General features: G+C 69.5%; 11 protein-coding genes and 1 pseudogene. 5 read left to right on the forward strand and 7 right to left on the reverse strand.

Annotation, left to right across the window (positions count from 1 at the left end):
• Positions 1-13 precede the first annotated feature (13 nt).
• A complete protein-coding gene (locus ACFVXE_RS10205; RefSeq protein ID WP_389670582.1) occupies positions 14-3,820 on the forward strand; it encodes an endo-alpha-N-acetylgalactosaminidase family protein in 3,807 nt (1,268 codons plus the stop codon).
• Positions 3,821-3,908: 88 nt separating this feature from the next.
• Here the strand turns inward: ACFVXE_RS10205 and ACFVXE_RS10210 are convergent, their stop codons facing one another.
• Positions 3,909-5,873: a hypothetical protein gene (locus ACFVXE_RS10210; RefSeq protein ID WP_389670583.1), complete on the reverse strand. Its 1,965-nt coding sequence runs from the start codon at positions 5,871-5,873 to the stop codon at positions 3,909-3,911.
• A gap of 166 nt (positions 5,874-6,039) precedes the next feature.
• On the opposite strand from ACFVXE_RS10210, the gene ACFVXE_RS10215 reads away from it, so the two are divergent.
• Positions 6,040-6,807, forward strand: coding sequence for an SDR family NAD(P)-dependent oxidoreductase (locus ACFVXE_RS10215; RefSeq protein WP_389670584.1), 768 nt, complete (start codon positions 6,040-6,042; stop codon positions 6,805-6,807).
• Between the two features lie 62 nt (positions 6,808-6,869).
• Here ACFVXE_RS10215 and ACFVXE_RS10220 read toward each other — a convergent pair whose 3' ends face one another.
• Both ACFVXE_RS10220 and ACFVXE_RS10225 read right to left on the reverse strand, forming a co-directional pair.
• Positions 6,870-7,667 (reverse strand): NEW3 domain-containing protein, encoded by a 798-nt coding sequence (locus ACFVXE_RS10220; RefSeq protein ID WP_389670651.1) that lies wholly within the window; start codon positions 7,665-7,667, stop codon positions 6,870-6,872.
• Between the two features lie 3 nt (positions 7,668-7,670).
• Positions 7,671-10,124: pseudogene (locus tag ACFVXE_RS10225) on the reverse strand (glycoside hydrolase N-terminal domain-containing protein); the annotation flags it as partial.
• 450 nt (positions 10,125-10,574) lie between these two features.
• Here ACFVXE_RS10225 and ACFVXE_RS10230 point away from each other — a divergent pair.
• The gene (locus tag ACFVXE_RS10230; protein ID WP_250971499.1) at positions 10,575-11,888 is read left to right on the forward strand and encodes an extracellular solute-binding protein; all 1,314 of its coding nucleotides are present in this window, start codon (positions 10,575-10,577) and stop codon (positions 11,886-11,888) included.
• 65 nt (positions 11,889-11,953) lie between these two features.
• Here the strand turns inward: ACFVXE_RS10230 and ACFVXE_RS10235 are convergent, their stop codons facing one another.
• The 4 genes from ACFVXE_RS10235 to ACFVXE_RS10250 all read right to left on the reverse strand — a co-directional run bounded on the left by ACFVXE_RS10235 (position 11,954) and on the right by ACFVXE_RS10250 (position 18,274).
• On the reverse strand, positions 11,954-12,790 hold the full coding sequence (locus ACFVXE_RS10235) for a glycoside hydrolase domain-containing protein (protein WP_389670585.1): 837 nt from the start codon (positions 12,788-12,790) through the stop codon (positions 11,954-11,956).
• Positions 12,791-12,970: 180 nt separating this feature from the next.
• A complete protein-coding gene (locus ACFVXE_RS10240; protein ID WP_389670586.1) occupies positions 12,971-14,554 on the reverse strand; it encodes a von Willebrand factor type A domain-containing protein in 1,584 nt (527 codons plus the stop codon).
• Between the two features lie 139 nt (positions 14,555-14,693).
• Positions 14,694-15,572: an ABC transporter permease gene (locus tag ACFVXE_RS10245; protein ID WP_389670587.1), complete on the reverse strand. Its 879-nt coding sequence runs from the start codon at positions 15,570-15,572 to the stop codon at positions 14,694-14,696.
• On the reverse strand, positions 15,569-18,274 hold the full coding sequence (locus ACFVXE_RS10250) for an alpha/beta fold hydrolase (RefSeq protein WP_389670588.1): 2,706 nt from the start codon (positions 18,272-18,274) through the stop codon (positions 15,569-15,571). The genes ACFVXE_RS10245 and ACFVXE_RS10250 overlap by 4 nt, the downstream gene beginning before the upstream one ends.
• Positions 18,275-18,427: 153 nt before the next feature.
• Between ACFVXE_RS10250 and ACFVXE_RS10255 the strand changes: the two genes are divergently transcribed.
• Positions 18,428-18,847, forward strand: a complete 420-nt coding sequence (locus ACFVXE_RS10255; protein WP_389670652.1) for a GNAT family N-acetyltransferase — start codon at positions 18,428-18,430, stop codon at positions 18,845-18,847.
• Positions 18,848-19,041: 194 nt separating this feature from the next.
• A complete protein-coding gene (locus ACFVXE_RS10260) occupies positions 19,042-19,785 on the forward strand; it encodes a VC0807 family protein (protein ID WP_389670589.1) in 744 nt (247 codons plus the stop codon).
• Positions 19,786-19,798: the final 13 nt, after the last annotated feature.

The raw sequence follows: 19,798 nt of genomic DNA on the forward strand, positions 1-19,798 counted from the left end.
CTAAGTAGTGTCCATGCAAAGATTCTCACGAGCGGGTCTCTTCCTGGCGGCCGTGTTGACGGTGTCGCCTGCCGTCGCCACGCAGGCCACTGCAGCCACCGACTCCGCGAGCACGACGAACGCGACCGGAGTCTCACCCGTCATCGAGTCCAGCAGCCTGCGGGTGCGGACCGGTGCCCAATTCCCTTACATCGTCGACTACACGGACCGGGCCACCGGCGCCGTCCTCGACGGTCGTGCCGAGGCAATGGACTCGGTGGTTCTCAACGGAACGTCCTACCGGGCCGAAGGCGTGGCGACTGTCGACGGCTCGACCGTCCGCTATCGGCTCACGTTCCCCGGCCTGCACGGCCTGCGCATCGACGCGCACATCGCGGTGGACGGCTCCCAGGTCACCTTCCGGATCGACAAGATCACCGACACCGAGGCGTTCCGGGTCTCGACGATCAGCATTCCCGGCCACAACCTCCTGTCCGTACGCGGAGACCAACCCGGAGCACACGTCACGGCGGCCCGCGTCGATCCCGACAAGAACGGCACGGGCGACACCTTCACCCGTGTCACGGGCGACACCCCCGCCGACGCGACGCCACAAGGGTCGGCGTACGCGATCGTCAACACCGACCGGCTGGCCGCCGCGATCGAGACCAACTCCGTGCAGGACGAGGCCTCCAGCGAGAACACCCGGGTGCAGCGTCAGGCTGTCAAGACTGCCGGAACCACCGAGGTCGGCGTCTCCAGCGGCCAGTGGACCTACCGGGCCAAGGGGTCACCCTTCACCGAAGAGCTGCCCTGGGCGAAGATCGTCGTGACCGGCGACCGCAACACCGATGACAAGGTCGACTGGCAGGACGGCGCCATCGCCTTCCGCTCGATCGAAGTCAAGGCCAACGGCTCCGACGAGACTCCGGACCGGGTCGTCACGCACATCCCGTTCAACTTCGCCAGCTACGCGAGCAACCCCTTCCTGAAGACCCTCGACAACGTCAAGCGGATCTCGCTCGCCACGGACGGCCTGGGTCAGCTCGCCATCCTCAAGGGATACGCGCAGGAGGGTCACGACTCCGCCCACCCCGACTACGGCGGCAACTACAACACGCGCGCAGGCGGTCTCGCCGACCTCAACACCCTGGCGAAGGAGGGCAAGAAGTGGGGGGCGTCCTTCGGCGTCCACGTCAACTCCACCGAGGCGTACCCGGAGGCCAAGGCCTTCAGCGACAAGCTGGTCGACCCGAAAGCCGAGGGCTGGGACTGGCTCGGTCAGTCCTACTACATAGACCAACGACGCGACCTCACCAGTGGTGACATCGCCAAGCGCTTCCAGCAACTGCGCGACGAGACCGACCCCAACCTCAAGTTCCTTTATATGGACGTCTATTACAGCCACGGCTGGAAGTCGGACCGACTTCAGACCGAGCTGCGCAAGCAGGGCTGGCAGCTCGGCACCGAGTGGGGCGACAAGATGGAGCGCTCCTCCCTCTGGTCGCACTGGGCGAATGAGCCGAGCTACGGCGGCGATGCCAACCGCGGCATCAACTCCAAGGTCATCCGCTTCATCCGCAACGGCGAGAAGGACGTCTGGATCGACAACCCGCTGCTCGGCTCCGCGAACATCAAGGAGTGGGAGGGCTGGGGCAACCAGAACGACTGGACGGCGTTCTACGCCAACATCTGGAACCGCAATCTCCCCGCCAAGTTCCTCCAGAAGCAGCAGATCACCGAGTGGACCGACCATGAGGTGAAGCTCACCGGAGGTGTCCGCGTCACCGACGCCTCCGGCACCCGCCAGGTCTTCGTCGGCAGCGACAAGGTGCAGGACGGCAGTGCGTATCTGCTCCCCTGGACCGGCAGCAAGGCCTACCACTGGAACCCGGCCGGCGGCACCAGCACCTGGCCGGTGCCCAAGCAGTGGAAGAACGAGGACTCGGTCACCCTGTACAAGCTGACCGACCAGGGCCGGGTCAAGGTTGGTGCGCTCCCCGTCCAGGACGGCAAGGTCACCATCGAGGCGGAGAAGGGGCAGCCCTACGTCCTCTACCGCAACGACACCAAGAAGCCCCAGCAGGCTGCCTTCGGCCAGGGCTCCCATGTCACCGACCCCGGCTTCAACTCCGGTACGCTCAAGGGCTGGCAGACTGACGGCCCCGCCTCCGTCAAGCGCAATGCGCTCGGCCAGTACGAGGCGGTCATCCCTGGCTCCGGCACGGGGACCGGCCTGACCACTACGCTGCGCGACCTGACCCGGGGCAAGCGCTACGCCGCCTCGGTCTGGGCCCAGGTCCAGCCCGGCAGGACCCGCAAGGTCACGCTCGCCGCGGGCGGTGCCGAGAACTGGATCGACCGCTCCACGGCCAAGGACGCCGTCGGCATCGACGAGAAGGGCGGCACCTACTTCCAGCGGATCACCGTTCGCTTCACCGCCACGGCCGGGACGGCGCAGCTGAAGGTTGCGGCTGACGCGGGTGACGCGGAGGTCAAGCTCGATGACGTGCGTGTCGTGGAGACCACCAAGTCCGAGAAGGCCGGCACCGTCGCGCACTGGGACTTCGAGGACAACGAACAGGGCTGGGGCCCGTTCGTGCAGACCGAGCCCGGGAACATCCGTACCGTGCGCTCCGAGAAGCACGCCCCGTACACCAATGCCGGCTGGAACGGCCAGCTCACCGACCAGACCATCGACGGCGACCACTCGCTGAAATCCCACGAGGAGGGCGCACAGCTCGTCTACCGGACGATCCCGCAGACCGTACGGTTCGAGCCGGGACACCGCTACAAGGTCTCCTTCGACTACCAGAACACGTTCGCGGGCCAGTACGCCCTGTCCACGGGCTACGACCAGCTCACCGCGACCGGTGCCAGGACCACGGAGACGGAACAGATCCTCTTCGGTCAGCAGCGCACCACCGCACGCTACGACCACGAGTTCACCGCCGGCGACTGCGGTGACTACTACGTCGGCATCCGCAAGGTCGGTTCGGCCCTCGACCAGTCCGACTTCATCATCGACGACTTCACCGTGACCGACCTGGGCGAGACCGACGAAGCCGCATCCTGTGCAACGCTCGTCGTTCAGCCGAAGTCGGGCAAGCTCACGCCGGGCACACCCAACAAGGTGGATGTGGCCTTCACCAACGGCGAGCGAATCGCCGCCACCGGGGTGAAGACCGAACTGGCCGTCCCCGAGGGCTGGACCGCGCAGCCCGAGACCTCGGACACGCTCGCCTCCGTCGCACCCGGCGCCACCGGCAAGGTGACGTGGAACGTCACCCCGAAGCCCGGCATCCCCGCCGGAAGCTTCACCCTGAACGCCAAGGCGTCCTACACCGCGGGTGAGAAGAAGTCGTCGGCCGGGGCCGCCGTCCAGGTCGGCACCGTGCCGCCCAACTACGTACCGCAGGACCAGATCAAGGTCGTGGACGTCGACAGCCAGGAGACCGAGGGGGAGAACACCCCGGCCACCAACGCACTTGACGGGGACCCCGCCACCTGGTGGGGGACCGCGTGGTCGGCGTCGTCCCCGAACTACCCGCACCACATCACGCTCGACCTGGGCGACTCGTACACCCTCAAGGAGTTCAAGTACCTGCCTCGCCAGGACCAGACCAACGACCGGATCAAGGAGTACGAGGTCTACCTCTCGGCCGACGGCCAGAACTGGGGCCAGCCTGTCGCGAAGGGCGCCTGGCCCGACAGCGCCGACGAACAGACCGTCACGCTCGGCGGACGCACCGCCCAATTCATCAAGCTCGTCGCCCTCAGCTCGGTCAACGGCCAGCCGTGGGCAGGCGCGGCCGAACTGAACGTGCTCACGCAGGAGTAGCCGGCGTCGCACTTACCTGACGGAACGGGGCAAGGGCCGGCGCCGGATGACTCCGACGCCGGCCCTTGCCCGGGCGTTGCACGTGCTCTTACACGTCGCTGCTCAACACCACGTACTCCCACTGACCGAGCGGGCGCGAGAGCAGCGGCCGGTCGTGCGACCAGTCTGCGTCGAGGCGCTCTCCGCGGGCCGTCACCTGGATGACGGAGTCCGGCTCAGGCATGCCCTTGGGCAGCCTGACCCGGAAGCCGTCCGCCTCGTCCGGGGACGCGTTCCACACCACCACGCGCCAGTGCGCACCGTCGGTCAGCACTTGGGTGACCAGCCATGGGCAGCCCGTCGCGCGGGCGTGCGTACCGCCCGAGAGCCAGTCAAGTACGGTACCGAGCTGTGCCTCGCGCTGCGGGTTCATCAGTGTCCGGCCCGGAGTGTGGGCGGGCCACGGTGTGACGGCCACCCGGCCGCCCAGTTCGTTGTCGTACAGAACCAGACCGACTCCCGTCTCCCGGCCGAGCTGGTCATGGACCACGCTCGCCACCCGGGCGTCCGGCGCCGGCTCGGCGGCCAGTAGTGCCGCCTGGGAGTAGCTCTCCACATCGATCGAGATGTTGCAGCCCGGCCGCAGTGCGAATCCGGGGTCGGTGCATATCTCACGTATGTACCCTTCGGGGCCGGAACGGGCCCCGGTCAGGCCGATGAGCGGACCGTACCCGCGCTCGAAGAGGATCCGTGCGGCCACCGAGTCCAACAGCAGGCCACCGCTCAGCCAGCTGCGCAGTTCCGCGTCGTCGTAGGCCCAGGCAGACTCCCCGGACAGGGCGTTGACCGTAGCGCCACCACGTCCGGTGACGGCGTGGCCGGCAGCGTTGAGCAGACCGACCCAGGCGCCGTGCGGCACCACGAGGGACTGCCAGCCCGTGCGTGACGTGTGCACCCTTCGGCCGGTCCTCGGCGACCAGGGAAGGCCGATACCGACGGTGCGCAGGGTCTTGGGAAATGTCTCGGAGAGCCAGTCGAAGGTGTCCCGCCACTCGGCCAGGAAGGTGGCGCGGCGTGGTTCGTCGTCCGGGTGGTTGCCGAGGAAGTCGTACAGGCTGATGGCCAAGCCGTCACAGCCCAGGATGTGGGCCATGGACATCTGGGCGGCCGTCTGGCGGAAGGACTTGTTCCACTGGCCGTAGGGCCAGCATTCGATCTCCGGAAGGCTGATGACCGACGCGGACTGTACGGCGCGCTGCATATCGAGTTGCAGAGCGGCATGCGGCAGGTCGGCCCCGCTTACGTCGGAGTATCCCCAGAAATGCGGCCGGTGCAGCCCTGGCAGGTCGAGCCATGCCGACCAGTCGCGGCCCTCGGCGGCGTGCTGGTCGGTGCGCGAGGACATCAAGCCGAGCCGGTTGCCGAGGATCTCCCCCCAGGAGGCGAGCAGCTCGCGCTGGGTCGTGTCCCAGAAGTCCAGCCACCGTTCGCGCCAGGGGTGCGGCTCGCCCGGAGCCGTGCATGCGGCGACCAATTGCTCCCGGTCGGTCTCGATACCGGTGCGGCGGGTGAACTCGGCGAGGTGCAGGGCGCAGAAGCAGCCTCCCCAGTCGAGCGGCTGATGGTTGTGCAGCCGTATATCGTCCTCGATCCACACCGCGTCGACGTCCTCCGCGGCGTAGCGGCACAGGGTCTCGGCGTAGTACTCGCGCCAGCCGGGATCCAGCGGGCACACCTGGACGGCCGCGGCCGTCCCGTGCTGGTCCGTCATCGGCTGCCAGGGCTGATCGGCCTTGGGTGAGCGCGCCCAGTCGCTGTGGCCCACGGTGTGACCGGGGTTGAGGCTGACCGCGATCCCCTCGGCGCGCAGTCGACTCCGCCACGGGCGGGTGGCGGTCAGCCAGTGGTCGATCCGGTCGAGGCTGTCATGGCCGTCGTTGAACTCCATGCCGAAGAGGAAGACGCAGATCTCTTCGGCGCGTGCGGTACGGGCCATGGCCAGCAGCCGGTCACCGACCGCCTGCGGGTCGTCGGCGGGATCCACCTGGAGGCGGAGCACATAACGTGAGGTCAACGGTTCGCACCTTTGGCTCTTGGGGTCTCTGCCTGCTGCTGCGCGAGGCGACGGCAGCAGCAGCGTGCCTATATAGCAGCTAAGCTGTCAAGCGTTCGCGGTTCGGTGCCTCATGGCGACTGGGCCGCACGGCTGCGGGCGCAGCCTCGACCATGGAGGAGCGGGTATGGGCCGGTTGACGGATCGAGTGGTCCTGGTGACGGGAGGGTCTCGCGGCATCGGCCGGGCCATTGTGGAGACCGCCGTACGCGAAGGTGCGGCCGTGGCGTTCTTCGACCTGGAGGAGAAGGCCGGGATCGCCCTCCGGGAGGAACTCACGGCGAACGGCGGGCGCGTGGTGTTCGCCCAGGTGGATGTCACCGACGGGCAGGCGCTGTCGACGGCGGTGGCCGATGTCCTCGCCGCGTACGGATGCATCGATGTCCTGGTCAACAACGCGGGACGCAATGTGTACGCGGACCCTGTGTCGATGACCGAGGCGGAATGGGACCAGGTCTTCGACGTCGATCTGAAGGCGGCTTTCCTCTGCGCCAAACACACCCTGCCGTCCATGATCGAGCGCGGGGGCGGCTCGATCGTCAACATCGCCTCCCTGCATGCGAAGCTCACCTGCGACGGCATGTACCCGTATGCGGCGGCGAAGTCCGGACTCGTGGGTCTGACCCGGTCGATGGCCCTGAACGTGGCGAAGCACGGAGTACGTGTGAACGCGGTCAGTCCCGGCTACATCAGGACAGCGCTCGTCGACGAGTACTTCGCCCAGCACCCCGACCGCGACGTCGAGCGGAAAGCGCTCGAGGTGCACCCGCTGGGCCGCATCGGCACCGCCGAGGAGGTGGCCGAGGTGGTGTGCTTCCTGGCTTCCGACGCGGCATCCTTCGTCACCGGTGCGGACTGGGCCGTGGACGGCGGACTCGGAGTCCGCTTCGCCTGACAACTCCCTGACGGCAGCGAACGGTGCACGGCGGCGTACCGCCGTGCACCGTCGGCGTGCTGTCACCCGATGAAGATGCCGCTGGCCCCCGCATTGGCGCCGGCCACCTTCTTGAGGGCGATGGTGACCCGGCCCTTCACCGACCACGAGACCCAGAAGCCCTGATCGAACCTGCCGGTGCGGAAGGTGTCGTAGACCCTGCCCGTCGCGTCCGAGACCGTGACGTCCTCGTCGCGCGGGTAGCCGCCCGCAACGCCGTCCCCGTCGACGAGATAGAGCGCGACGCGTCGGGCCGTGGCTCCGGTGTCGACCGTGAACGTGACGGTGTCGCCGAACCAGGAGGGCAGGATGCGCCGCGTCGCCTCTGTCGGATGCTGCAGGGCGCGTGCCTCCGTGCTGTTGCCGTCCCAGGTCCAGGTGTCGCCCGCCTGTGAGGTGTCCAGCACCACGCCCTTCGGGCTCGTGCGCCCGAATCCCGGGATCTCCCAACCGTCGGCGCCGTACTGTCCCTTCCAGTCGCCGCGTGTGGTGTCGTCCCGCACGCGCGTTCCGACTTCCGGAGCGTCGAAGACGAGCAGCTCGCGCCTCGCGGACACCTGCCAGTCGTCCGTACGGGCGGTGGCGCTGATGGTGTCCGTGCCCTGCCGGTCCCTGGGCGCGGTGAGCTCGAACTCCGCAGAGGCCGACTCGCCCGGCTTCAGGCGCGGGGTTCTCACCGCCGCTGGAGCAACCGTCCATTCGGCCGGCGCCGCGAGCGTCAGCCGTGTGCTGGACAGCGTCTTGGAGCCGATGGCTCGCAGGGTCGCCGTTGCTGTGGCCGTCCCGCCGGGCTTGACGTTCCCCGGCAACTCAAGGGTCATGCCGGCCTGAGCCACGATCCGGTACTGCTGGCCCGCCCGGGTCCGTAGCGTCAGCACGCCATTGTTCACGGCATGGTCGGCGGGTCTCCCGTCGGACTGCTCGACACGGAACTTTCCGGCGAAGAGAGGATTGCTCAGCTTCGCCGTGACGCCGCTGCCGGACGCGATCCGGATTTCCGTCGTCGCGCCCTGGCGCCAGGTCGCACCCAGCGTGAAGTCACCCCGGGCGCGGAGCCCGTCGTAGGAACCCTTCGCTGCCCAGCGCGACGGGAGCGCGGGCAACACCTCCACGACGCTGTGACGGCTGTGGCTTTGCAGCAGCATCTCCGCGATGCCGGCCGTGGCGCCGAAGTTGCCGTCGACCTGGAACGGGGGGTGGGTGTCCCAGAGGTTGGGCAGCGTGCTGGACTTCAGTTGCTCGGAAAGCATCTTCGCGGCGTGGTCGCCGTCGCCCAGCCGCGCCCAGAAGTTTATCTTCCACGCCTTGGACCAGCCGGTGCCTCCGTCGCCGCGCGCGGTGAGTGAGACCCGGGCCGCGTCCGCGTACGCCGAACCGGCCTCGATCTGGCGACCGGGGTGCAGTGCGAAGAGATGCGAGACGTGCCGGTGGGTGTTGTCCGGATCGTCGAGGTCGGCCTTCCACTCCTGGAGCTGGCCCCATGAGCCGATCCGTAGTCCCGGGTCCATGCCGTCAAGCGTCTTCTTTACCGCTTGGCGGAACTCCCGGTCGATGCCCAGGACATCGGCCGCCTCAACGGTGTTGGTGAGCAGGTCGTACACGATCTGCTGGGAGATCGACGCGCCCGCCGTGAACTGCCCCTGCTCGGGGGAGTAGCTGGGCGACACCACCAGTTTGCCGTCGCGCGGATCGGTGTGCAGGTTGGCCAGCCAGAACTGGGACGCCTCCTTCATCGCGGGATAGGCCTTCGTCCGCAGGAAGTCCGTATCCCGGTTGAACAGATAGCGCTCGTAAAGCTGTTGGACCAGCCAGCCGTTGGCCTCCGGCATCCAGAAGGAAGTGGCCCAGTCATGGACGCCGGTGTAGCCGAAGGAATTGGTGTTCTGGTGGACGACCCATCCCTCGGTGCCGAACATCGACTCAGCTGTCCTGCGGCCGGGTTCCCGCAGTTTCTCGATGAAGCGCTGGTACGGCTCCGCGGTTTCCGCGAGATTCGTCTGCTCTGCCGGCCAGTAGTTCATCTGGACGTTGATGTTGGTGTGGTAATCCGCAGACCAGGGAGGGGTGTTGGAGTTGTTCCATACTCCCTGGAGATTCGCGGGCAGTGATCCCGGCCGTGAGGAGGCTATGAGGAGATAGCGGCCGTAGGCGAAGAAGAGGGATTCCAGCGCTCGGTCGGCGGGGGAGTCGCCGCCGGTGTACGCGCTGAGCAGCTTGTCCGTGGGCAGGTCCGGCATCTGCTGGCCGATGTCCAGCCTCGTCCGGTCGAACAGATCTCGGTGGTCATCGACATGGGCCGCCCGCAACGTCTCGTACGGCTGGGCCGCGGCCCTGTCGACGGTGGCCGTCACCCGGGCGTGCGGGTCGGTGCCCCGGTAGCCCGGATCGGTGTCGGCGTAGTCCGTTCCGGCGGAGAAGACGAACGTGGCGCTGTCCGCGCCGGTCACCGTGATCAGGCCGTTGCCGTCGGTCCGGGTCCCGCCGTGGCTGACGACCTGGACCTGGCCCTCGTACTTCAGGCCATTGTCGGCGAGCGTACCCGTGATGAGCAGCCGCCCGTCCGTCGCCGTCACCGATGTCCCGGCCTGAGCGGTGGTGAAGCGCAGCGTGAAGGAGACCATGCCGGGCCGGTCCGCGGATATCCGCCCCGCGATGACTTGGCCAGGGTGACTGGCGAAGTACTCGCGTGTGAACCGGGTTTCGCCGTCGCTGTACGAGACCGAGGCCAGCGCCTCGGAAATGTCGAGGCCGCGCCGGTAGGATGTGGGCGAGGCGGGCGCGCCGGGCACTTCGAGCGTGAGTTCCCCGAAATTCTGGTAGTTGCCGAAGCCGGGGACCTTGCCCACGGTCCCGTACGTCGGATTGCCCAGCCGTCTGGACACCTCGTCGGGGTCCATCACCCCCTTCTCGTCGATGATCCTCTGCACGTCGGAGATCGCGTTTGGACGGGGCTCGGGCCAGTCTCCGTGGTCGTATCCCTCCTTGCTCCCGGGCCCGCCGGTCCACAGCGACTTCTCATTGAGCTGGAGCCGGTCGCGTGCCACCCCGCCGAAGACCTTGGCGCCCAGGGCGCCGTTGCCGATGGGCAGCGCTTCGCGTTCCCAGTCGGTCGCGGGGCTCTCGTACCAGAGGAGCTGCCCGGTCCGGGACTTCGCGGCCGCGGTGGACCCGAGAGGTGTGGCGGCCGCAGCCGTGGAGCCGCCGGCGATCCCAGGGAAGGCAGCTGCCACGCCCGCTGCCGCAGCGAGCACAGACCTTCGGGTGTACTTGATTGACATGAACCGCCCCTAGCCTTCTCATCGTTGATCCACGACACACCCGACCAGAGGTCGGATGACTCACCAGCCGGACCCTAGGGGTTGACGGGGTACTGCGGCAATCAGGTGGGAAGCGTCGTTTTCCCTCTGAGGAAACATCGGATTGATGAAACGGTGCGCCGTCCCGATCGCCTGACGGGCGGTCGAGCGTAGCCCGCCGTAGGCGAGTCGTAGTCGATGCCGAGTCCGCCCCCGAAATGCCCTTCGCCAGTCACTTGACTGCTTAGCTTCTAAGTCTAGTATCTGTCCTGACACCGGGTGGGCCGTCTCGGCACCCGAGGACTGACAGGCGGGCGACAGGGCTGGATCACCTGGCCGGCGGGAGTTCGTGGTGCTCTGCGCCGACACAGACCGACGCCCCTGATGAACCGCATATCGCCCGCGCCTTCGAGGCGCCAGGAAGGAACCACTGTGAGATCTGCTTGGGTGCGCGGAGCCGGAGCTCTGCTGGCCACCGCCGCGCTGGTCGTGACCAGCGCATGCTCCGCCGACTCGGGGTCGGACAAGACCGCGGCCGAGTCCGGCGGCAAGGCGAATCTGACCTTCTGGGGCTGGGCCCCCGGCTACGACAAGTCGGTGGCCGCGTTCAACGCTGCCCACCCGAACATCAAGGTCACCTTCCAGAAGACCGCATCGGGCTCGGCGGGCGGATACAGCAAGATGCTCAATGCCGTGAAGGCGGGCAACGCCCCGTGCCTGGCGCAGGTCGGGTACGAGTCCCTGCCCAGCTTCGCCGCCGCGGGCGCACTGGAGAACGTGGCGAAGTACGCCGACGCCGTCAAGGGCAAGTACGTCGGCTGGACCTGGAAGGCAGTCAGCGTCCAGGACCAGGTGTACGGGATACCGCTGGACACCGGCCCGGAGGCGATGTTCTACCGCGCCGACGTGCTCAAGAAGTTCAAGCAGCCGGTGCCCACCACCTGGAAGCAGTTCGCGGAGGTCGGCAAGGCCATCCACAAAGCCGACCCCGACGTCCATCTCGCCACCCCGCCCAGCGACGGGTACGACTTCGCGGGCCTCACCTGGCAGGCCGGCGGCCGGTGGTTCGGCACCGAGGGCGACTCATGGCAGGTGAGCATCGACAACCCGCAGAGCCGCAAGGTCGCCGCGTACTGGCAGGACCTGCACGACGCCAAGGTGCTCAAGAACACGCCCGCGCTGGACACTGCGTGGATCGCGGACGCAGACAAGGGCAACATCGTCTCGTACGTCGGTGCAGTCTGGGCGAACGCGCTGCTCTCCCAGAACCTGAAGGCCTCGGCGGGCAAATGGGCCGTCGCGCCCATGCCGCAGTGGGAAGAAGGCGGCAAGGCCGCCGGCAACAACGGCGGCTCGTCGACCGCCGTCCTCAAGGGCTGCAAGAACCCCAAGGAAGCAGTCGAGTTCGCCGACTGGTTCAGCAGCAACACCCAGAGCGCCGAGAACCTCATCAAGAACACCGGCATCTATCCGGCGGCCACTGACGCCCTGTCACTTCCGGCCGTCAACCAGTCCTCCGAGTTCTTCGGCGGCCAGAACATCTACGACGTGTTCAAGGAAGCCGCCGCCAACACCGACACCAACTGGCAGTGGGGCCCGACCATGACGCAGGTCGAGGCGGACTTCACCGACGGGATGAAGAAGGCCAACTCCGGCGGCGGGTCCTTCGCCGATGCGCTGACCGGCACACAGTCCAAGACTCTCTCCGCGATGAAGGCCCAGGGCCTGACGGCCTCGGGCAGCTGACAGCGTCGCGGGGCGCCGCCCCCCCCCCCCCCGCCCCTGTCCCTCCCGGCCCCCCGCCCGGTGGGCTACTTGGCGACCACGGCGACCGGTGCGTCCCACGCGTCGCGGTCGATGGTGAGGGTGGCGCCGTCGTGTGTCACCTTCTTGTTGACGGCGTACTGGTGGCCGCGGCGGTGCCCGGTCCACAGGGTCTTGTCGTACGGGTAGCCGGTCGTCGTGGAGTACACGTCGTCGTACCGGGCGTACCAGAGGATCTCCGGCAGGTCGGTGCGTGTCTTGGCCTTCGCGACGACGGCGGCGCTGGAGTTGCTGAAGCCGTAGAAGCCGGTCCAGTACCCCTTGGCGTGGACCGTCTTGTCCCAGGAGCGGATGTAGGCGAGTACGGCGTTCACACACGAGGTGTTCGCGGGGTCGTAGTACTCCATGTCCAGGTAGACCGGGCTGCCGGTCTTCATGCCCAGTGCGGAGGCCTTGGCCACCGCGTCGGCACCGTCGGTGGCCCCCAGCGCGGTGGCATTGGCCGCGGTCATCTTCTCGGGGTTGTTGCTGGTCTGGCACGGCGGCTGCGCGCCGACGTACAGCGGGATCAGCTTCCAGCCGCCCGTGGTCACGGACTTCACCCAGGAGGGGGTGAGCTGGGGCTGGGCGCACCCGCGGTTCTTGCCGCCGATGTACACCGCGGCGGCGCGGTAGACCGAGGTGGCCCGCCACTTCTTCATGGTGGTGAGTGTCGGCGCGGTGCACGTGTCGAAGGCATGGCCGGTGAACACGGTCGGCGCGGGCCGGGTGACCGTGGTCGCGGTGGCCGCCTCTGCGGCGAACGCCGCGCCGGCGAGCACGCCCACACCGGCCAGCGCCATACCGATGCGGCGCCGCTTCTTGGACAGACGGTGTTGGGACAACAGATACCTCGGCAAAGGGGTGCGGGGACGAATTCTGCACGGAGCCGACCGGACACGGCGGGTCAACGGGCGGCTCGGAAGCAGCAAACTTTCTCATACGGAGTTCACGGACCGAACGCACAAGCGATCTCATTGCCCAACCCTGGCAGTTCCTTGACCGAACTCCGCATCCGTGACGGGTCAGTTCATCTCGCCCTCCTGCCCGGCGTCGCCGTCGGACGGGCCGCCGTCGCCCCGGAGCCGGTCGGCCTGCGCGATCGCCGTCGCCAGTCTCCGCACCGAGCCGTCCCCGGTCGCGGACGCCAGCGCCGAGGCACGGGAGGCGAGTTCACCCGGTCCCGGCCGGCCCGGCAGCCGCCCACCGCGCAGCTCCTCCGCGAAGTACGCGGCCACCGCGGCGACCTGGAGCCGCTTGCCGCTGCCCCACAGGCTGCCGTCGATCGCATCGGTCTCGACGGTTCCGGTCCGCTCGTGCGGCGCCCGCGTCCTCGGATCGAGCCAGCGCACCGTCGCAGTCGCCACATGCCCGGCGGCGCCGTCCCGCAGCCGTACCGCATAGAGCGCGGTCACGGTGTGCCCGGGGCCGACCTCACCGCCGTCGACGCGGTCGTCGCGGAAGTCGTCGTCGGCGACCTTGCGGTCGTCGTACCCGATGAGCTTGAACTGCTTGACGTTCTCGGGGTCGAAGGCGACCTGGGCCTTGGCGTCGCGGGCGCGCAGTTCGACATGGGCGGGGAGCTGGTCGACGAAGACCTTCCTGGCCTGGGTCTCGTCGGCGATGTATGTGGTGTGGCCGTCGCCCCTGTCGGTGAGGCGCTCCATCAGCGCGTCGCCGTAGTCGCTGCCGACGCCGACACCGAACAGCGTGATGCCGTACGTGCGGCGGGCCGAGTCGATCCGGTCGAGGATGGCGTCGGCTTCGGTCTCCCCGGTGTTGGCGAGGGCGTCGGAGAGCAGCACGACCCGGTTGTTGGCGGCCTCGCGGCGGCCGCGGACCGCCTCCTCGTAACCCCTCCTGATGCCCGCCTCGACGTTGGTGGAGTCGGTGGGTTCCATGGAGTCGACGGCGTCACGGATCCTCCCGCGGTGGTCTCGCAGCCGGGTCATCGGCAGCAGGGTGTTCGCCTCGTCGCTGAAGGTGACCAGGGAGACGGAGTCGTCGTCGCGGAGTTCGTCGGTGAGGATCGAGAGGGACTTCTTCACCAGGTCCAGGCGGCCGGGTTCGGCCATCGAGCCGGAGATGTCGACCACGAACGTGAGGGCGGCGGGCTGCCGTTCGCCGTGCTCGTCCGCGACGCGGGTCGCCAGTCCGACGCGTACCAGTGACCAGTCACCCGCGCCCTCGTCCTCGCCGCCGGCCGCCCGCGCCCCGTCGACCGTCACCGAGAACCCGTCGCCGGCCGGCTGCCGGTATCCCTGCCGGAAGCTGTTGACGAACTCCTCCGGCCGTACGGTCCCCGCCGCCGGCAGGTGGCCGTCGGCGAGCCTGCGGCGCGCGTACCCGTAGCTGGCGGTGTCCACGTCCAGTGCGAACGTGGAGAGGTAGTCCGGCGCCACGGGCTTCACCGTCGCGCCGTCCTGCGCCTTCCGCGCACCGTCGTCCTCGACGGCGGGTGCGGGCACGGCCTTGCTGCCGTTCGTCCCCTGCCGCCCGTCTGCGCGGTCGGTGACCGGCCGGTTTCCGCTCGCCCCCGCCCCGCAGCCGGTGAGCAGCACCCCCGCCACCACCAGACCGAGTGTCCTTCTGAATGTCCGGCGTTCCATCCCGTACCCCCTGGCGTCGCGTCAGCACTTGTGAATGTGACGTTCGACAGGGGCCCCGGGAGCAGACGAAGACGTTGCGGAACAGTCTCGATGCGGCAACGGCGGAGGGCCCGGCCCGCAAGGCCGTGCGGTGTCCGCTTCAGGAAACGATGTCCTTGCGACTGAACCCCCGGAAGGCGAGCGCGAACAGGACCACGGCGTACGCCACCGAGACCGCTGCCCCCTTGGCCATCCCGCCCCACTCCAGTCCCGGCTGGAGCGCGTCCGCCCAGGCGAACTGCCAGTGCGCGGGCAGGAATTCACGCCAGGATCCGAGCGCGGTGACGGCATCGAGCACATTGCCGACGATGGTCAGCCCGACCGCGCCGCCGACCGCGCCCAGCGGGGCGTCCGTCTTCGTCGACAGCCAGAACGCCAGGCCCGCGGTGACCAGTTGGGAGACGAAGATGAACGCCACGGCGAGGGCTAGCCGCGGCACGGTGGAGCCGGTGGCGAGCGCACCCCCGGCGGGGAGTTCGAGCGGCCCCCAGCCGTACGCGACGGCTCCCGCTGCCAGCGCGACGAGCGGCAGCAGCACCATCGCGGCGAGGCTGAAGCCCAGCGCCACGACGAGCTTGCTCCACAGCAGCCGGGCCCGCGGTACCGGAGCGGCGAGCAGATAGCGCAGCGAGGACCAGCTCGCCTCCGAGGCCACGGTGTCCCCGCAGAACAGCGCCACCGGCACCACGAGCAGGAACCCGGCGGAGACGAACAGGCAGGTGGCGGCGAAGTTCGCGGCGGACGCGGTCGCGGTGTCCATCAGGTTCAGCCGGTTGCTGCCGCCGTCCCTGGAGCCAGGGGTGCCACCGATCGCGAAGGCGGTGATCAGGATGAACGGCAGCGCCGCCAGTACCCCGCCCATCAGCAGGGTGCGGCGCCTGCGCAGCTGCCGCACCGCCTCGACGCGCAGCGGCAGGGTGTGCCGTGCCCGGTAGCCGGGCGCCTCGGCGGCGCTGATGACATCGGCTGCGGCACTCATGCGGAGCCTCCGGAGATCAGGGTGAGGAACGCGTCCTCCAGGCGGTGGTACGGCCCGACGCCCGTCAACGGCACGTCGAGTCGGACCAGTTCGGTGATCAGCCGGGAGGAGTCCGCGCCGTCGAGGCGGACGAGCAGCCCCCGCCCGTCCTCCATGCGGACGGCCGAGCCGATCCCGGGGAGCGCGGCGACCTTCTCCACCAGAGGTTCGGCGATCTCCTCGGCGGTGGTGACGAGCAGCATGTCGCCGGAGCCGGTGATCTCGGCGACCGGTCCGGCCTGGACGAGCCGGCCGCGGTCCATGACCACCAGATGGGTGCAGGACTGCTCGACCTCGGAGAGGAGATGGCTGGAGACGATGACGGTCCGGCCGCCGGCCGCGTACCGGATCATCACGTCCCGCATCTCCCGGATCTGGGGCGGGTCGAGCCCGTTGGTCGGCTCGTCGAGGATGAGGAGGTCCGGCATGCCGAGCATCGCCTGAGCGATCGCGAGCCGCTGCCGCATGCCCTGCGAGTACGTGCGGACGGCGCGGGCCAGCGCTTCGCCGAGTCCTGCGATCTCCAGGGCCTCCTCGATGTGCGCGTCATCGGCGGGGCGCCCGGTGGCCTGCCAGTAGAGCTCCAGGTTGGCGCGCCCGGACAGATGCGGCAGGAACCCGGCCCCCTCCACGAAGGAACCGACCCGGGACAGCACGGGCGCGCCCGGCCGAATGGCGTGGCCGAAGACGCGGATCCCGCCGTCGTCCGGCGTGATGAGGCCCATCAGCATGCGCAGCGTGGTGGTCTTGCCCGCGCCGTTGGGCCCGAGGAGTCCGAGGACCTGGCCCTTCTCCACCCGGAAGGAGAGATCCCTGACGGCGTACCGGTCGGCGGCCCCGGCGTACTTCTTCGACAGTCCGGTGATCTGGAGGGGCACCTCGGCGAGTTCCGGGTCGGGGGCCGGGGCCGCGGTGCGGCGGCGCGCGGTGAGCAGCAGCGCGGCCGCGACGACGACGGCGGCCGCGGGAAGCCCCCAGGTCCACCACGGCAGGGCGGCCGGTGCGGTCTTCACCGCGGGTGCGGTGGGCACGGTCAGCGGGCCCTCCAGGGAGACGGTGTACGTGGTCGGCCGGGCCGGTGAGGCGTAGCCGAGGTCGGTGGCGGAGAGGACCAGCCGCAGCCGGTGACCCGCGTCGAGCGCGTGGTCGACGGCGGGCAGGGTCAGCTCGACCGTCCTGTTCTGCTGCCCGGGCGTGATCCGGTAAGGGGCGACGAGCTGGGCCGGCAGCACCTGCTGCTTCCCGTCCGGCGACACGTCGTACACCTTGCCGAACAGCACCGCGTCGCCCTGCCCGGCCGTCACCTTCACACGGACGGTGGGCGAACCGGTGATCCGCGTCGGGGCGCCGAGCGGCGCGGAGTCGTAGCGGGCGTACTGGCCGGGGAAGTCGAGTGAGAGCCCCACGCCGAGGGACGAGAGCTGGGCGAGTCCGCCACCGACGCCGGGGACGGCGGAGATGGCGGGCGGGCCGGCGCCGGCCGGGTTGCGGAAGGTCTGCGTCCGACGGTTCGTGGCGGCGCTCCCCTGCCCGCCGCCCGGCTCCGCGCCCGGTGCGCCGGTGCCGGTGAGCGCGATCTCCCGGGAGCCGCTCGACAGTCCCGGGTAGTGGTCGCTGCTCGCCCCGCGCAGGAGGGCGGCCCCGTCGGTGGAGTCGACGCCTCCGGTACGGGTGACGCGGAAACCGGGTCCGGTGTCGGTGTTCTTGTCCTGCTTCAGGTACCGGTCGAACCACGACTCGATCCGGTTCTCGACCCGGCCGCTCTCCATGTCCCCGCCGTCGTGCCCGCCGGCGATCCAGTCGACGGAGACGGGCGCGCCGTTGCCGCGGATGGTCCGCGCCATGGCGTCGGCCTGGCCGAGGGGGAACAGCGAGTCGGTCTGGCCCTGCACGATCAGCGCGGGCACCTTGATGCGGTCACCGACCGCGCTCGGCGACCGCTCGGTGAGCAGCGCACGCGCGGCGGCGTCCGGCTTCCCGGAGACGGCGACCCGTTCGTACATGGCGCAGAGCTGCTTCTCGAACTTCTCGCATCCGCCGCCCGAGGTGACGAAGATCCCGGCCCAGAGCTTCTTGAAGACCCCGTCCGGGAACAGCGCGTCGGCGAGGTTCCAGTAGGTGATTACCGGTGCGACGGCGTCGACGCGCTTGTCGTATCCGGCGGCCAGGAGCGAGACCGCGCCCCCGTACGAGGCGCCGGTGACGCCGACGCGGGGGTCGCCCTCGGCGTCCAGCTGCACCTCGGGCCGGCGGGCCAGCCAGTCGATCAGCCCCGACACGTCCTTGACCTCACGGTCGGGCGCGTTGAGCGAGATGTCCCCGCCGGACTTCCCGAACCCGCGGGCCGACCAGGTCATGACGGCGTATCCGGCTCCGGCCAGTTTCTCGGCCTGCGCCCGCACGTCGTCCTTGGAGCCGCCGAAGCCGTGGCCGATCAGCACGGCAGGCCGGCGCCCCCGCCCCCCGGAGGTGAAGTACGAGGTGTCCAGGGACACCCCGTCGATCCGCATCGTCCGGTCCGCGCGGTGCACGGCTGGAGCGTTGTCGTCGGCCACTGCGGTCCAGGTACCGGCGGCCCCCAGCACGAGGAGCGCGGCCAGGGCCGCCGCCCACCGGCCGCGCACGCGGGTCCACCGGCGCCATCGGGAGTCAGAGGTCTGCATGTCTCGACCCTAAGCGTCCGCCCCGCCCGCCTAGGCTGCCGCGAGGGTGAAGTGTCCGGCCTCCCTGAGAGGTACGGCGCTCCCCCGCCGTACTCCGTACGCGGTATGCCCGCGCCCGGCTCTTCTCGCGAAAGGCTTCCGATGGACCGTCATGTGGAGATCCGCCGCGCCACCACCGTCGACGAAATCGCTGCCGCCCAGCACCTCTACGACGGTCCGTCGCGCCGGGAGTGGGCGGAGCGCTTCCTCGCCTCGGACGGTCACCTCATGGTGATCGCGTATGTCGACGGGGTGCCGGCCGGTTTCGTCTCCGGCATCGAGATGCTCCATCCGGACAAGGGCGCGGAGATGTGCCTGTACGAGCTGTCGGTCGACGCGGCCTGCCGCCGACGCGGCATCGGGCGCGCCCTGACGGAGGCGCTGGCCTTGGTCGCGCGGGAGCGCGGCTGCTACGACATGTGGGTGGGCGCGGACCTGGACGACGAGGCCGCGCTCGCGACGTACCGGTCGGCGGGCGCCGGCGAGGACGGCGCATTCGCCATGCTGACCTGGAAGTTCGACGGGTCGGCGTGAGCGGCTCGCATCGGCTGGCGCCACGGCCGGTCGGACGGCGGGCGGCAAGCCGCCCGGTCACGGGCGACGGCTGACATCTGTCATACCCAGGTCAGGACGGCCGGCTCTGCCGGGCACCGCCCCCCGGCGGCCAGTCTGTACGTATCGAGAGCGGATCGCGGAAGTCGCCCCGCCGATACGGAGAGGACCCTGCCATGACCGGCCCGGCCGTCGTCACCCCTGCTCCCGCCACCGCCCGCTTCCCCCGCGCTGCCACCGTCGTCCCTTCGACGCCGCGGAAGGCGCCACGGAAGGCGCTGCTGGACAGCCTGATGCCGCTGATCGTGGACGCCGGGGTCCCGCTGGTGTCGTACTACGCGCTCACGGCGGCCGGGATGAGCACGTTCGGCGCGCTGGCCGCCAGCAGTGTCGTGCCCGCCGCGCGCACTGTCCGGTGCGCGGTACGGGACCGGCGGCTCAACGCACTCGCCGCGCTGATCCTGGCCGTCAACGTGGTCGGGCTGCTGCTCAGCACGGTGGCCGGTGACCCGCGGCTGATGCTCGCCAAGGACAGCGGGGTGAGCTCCACGATCGGACTGATCGTTCTGGTCTCCGCGGCGCGGGGCAAGCCGCTGATGACAACGTTCCTGAAGCCCTGGCTGACCCGGGGCGAGGCCGCCAAGGAGGCGGTCTGGAACCGGCTTTCGAGGGACTCCGGAGCCTTCCGGCGCTGCGAGACGCGGTTCTCGCTGGTGTGGGGGGCGGCGCTGCTCGGTGAGTGCGTGGTGCGGATCGTGGGCGCGTACACCCTGCCGGTCGACACCATGGTGTGGCTGGGCACCGTGATCATGGCGGGGGCGTTCGCGCTGGCGACGGTGGCGAGCGGCCGGCTGGCGGCGGGCCCGATGGTACGCATGATCGCGGACAGGACGAGCCGCGGGGAAGCGGTCGCCCGCTGACCGGCCGAGCGGC

This window comes from Streptomyces sp. NPDC058231, assembly GCF_042882275.1.
Taxonomy (GTDB): domain Bacteria; phylum Actinomycetota; class Actinomycetes; order Streptomycetales; family Streptomycetaceae; genus Streptomyces.

What these genes read in the sequence shown, in the direction of transcription:
- ACFVXE_RS10205 (WP_389670582.1), top strand. Translation starts at nt 14, where the DNA reads ATGCAAAGATTCTCACGAGCGGGTCTCTTCCTGGCGGCCGTGTTGACG.
- ACFVXE_RS10215 (WP_389670584.1), top strand. Translation starts at nt 6,040, where the DNA reads ATGGGCCGGTTGACGGATCGAGTGGTCCTGGTGACGGGAGGGTCTCGC.
- ACFVXE_RS10220 (WP_389670651.1), bottom strand. Translation starts at nt 7,667, where the DNA reads ATGACCCTTGAGTTGCCGGGGAACGTCAAGCCCGGCGGGACGGCCACA.
- ACFVXE_RS10240 (WP_389670586.1), bottom strand. Translation starts at nt 14,554, where the DNA reads ATGGAACGCCGGACATTCAGAAGGACACTCGGTCTGGTGGTGGCGGGG.
- ACFVXE_RS10245 (WP_389670587.1), bottom strand. Translation starts at nt 15,572, where the DNA reads ATGAGTGCCGCAGCCGATGTCATCAGCGCCGCCGAGGCGCCCGGCTAC.
- ACFVXE_RS10250 (WP_389670588.1), bottom strand. Translation starts at nt 18,274, where the DNA reads ATGCAGACCTCTGACTCCCGATGGCGCCGGTGGACCCGCGTGCGCGGC.
- ACFVXE_RS10260 (WP_389670589.1), top strand. Translation starts at nt 19,042, where the DNA reads ATGACCGGCCCGGCCGTCGTCACCCCTGCTCCCGCCACCGCCCGCTTC.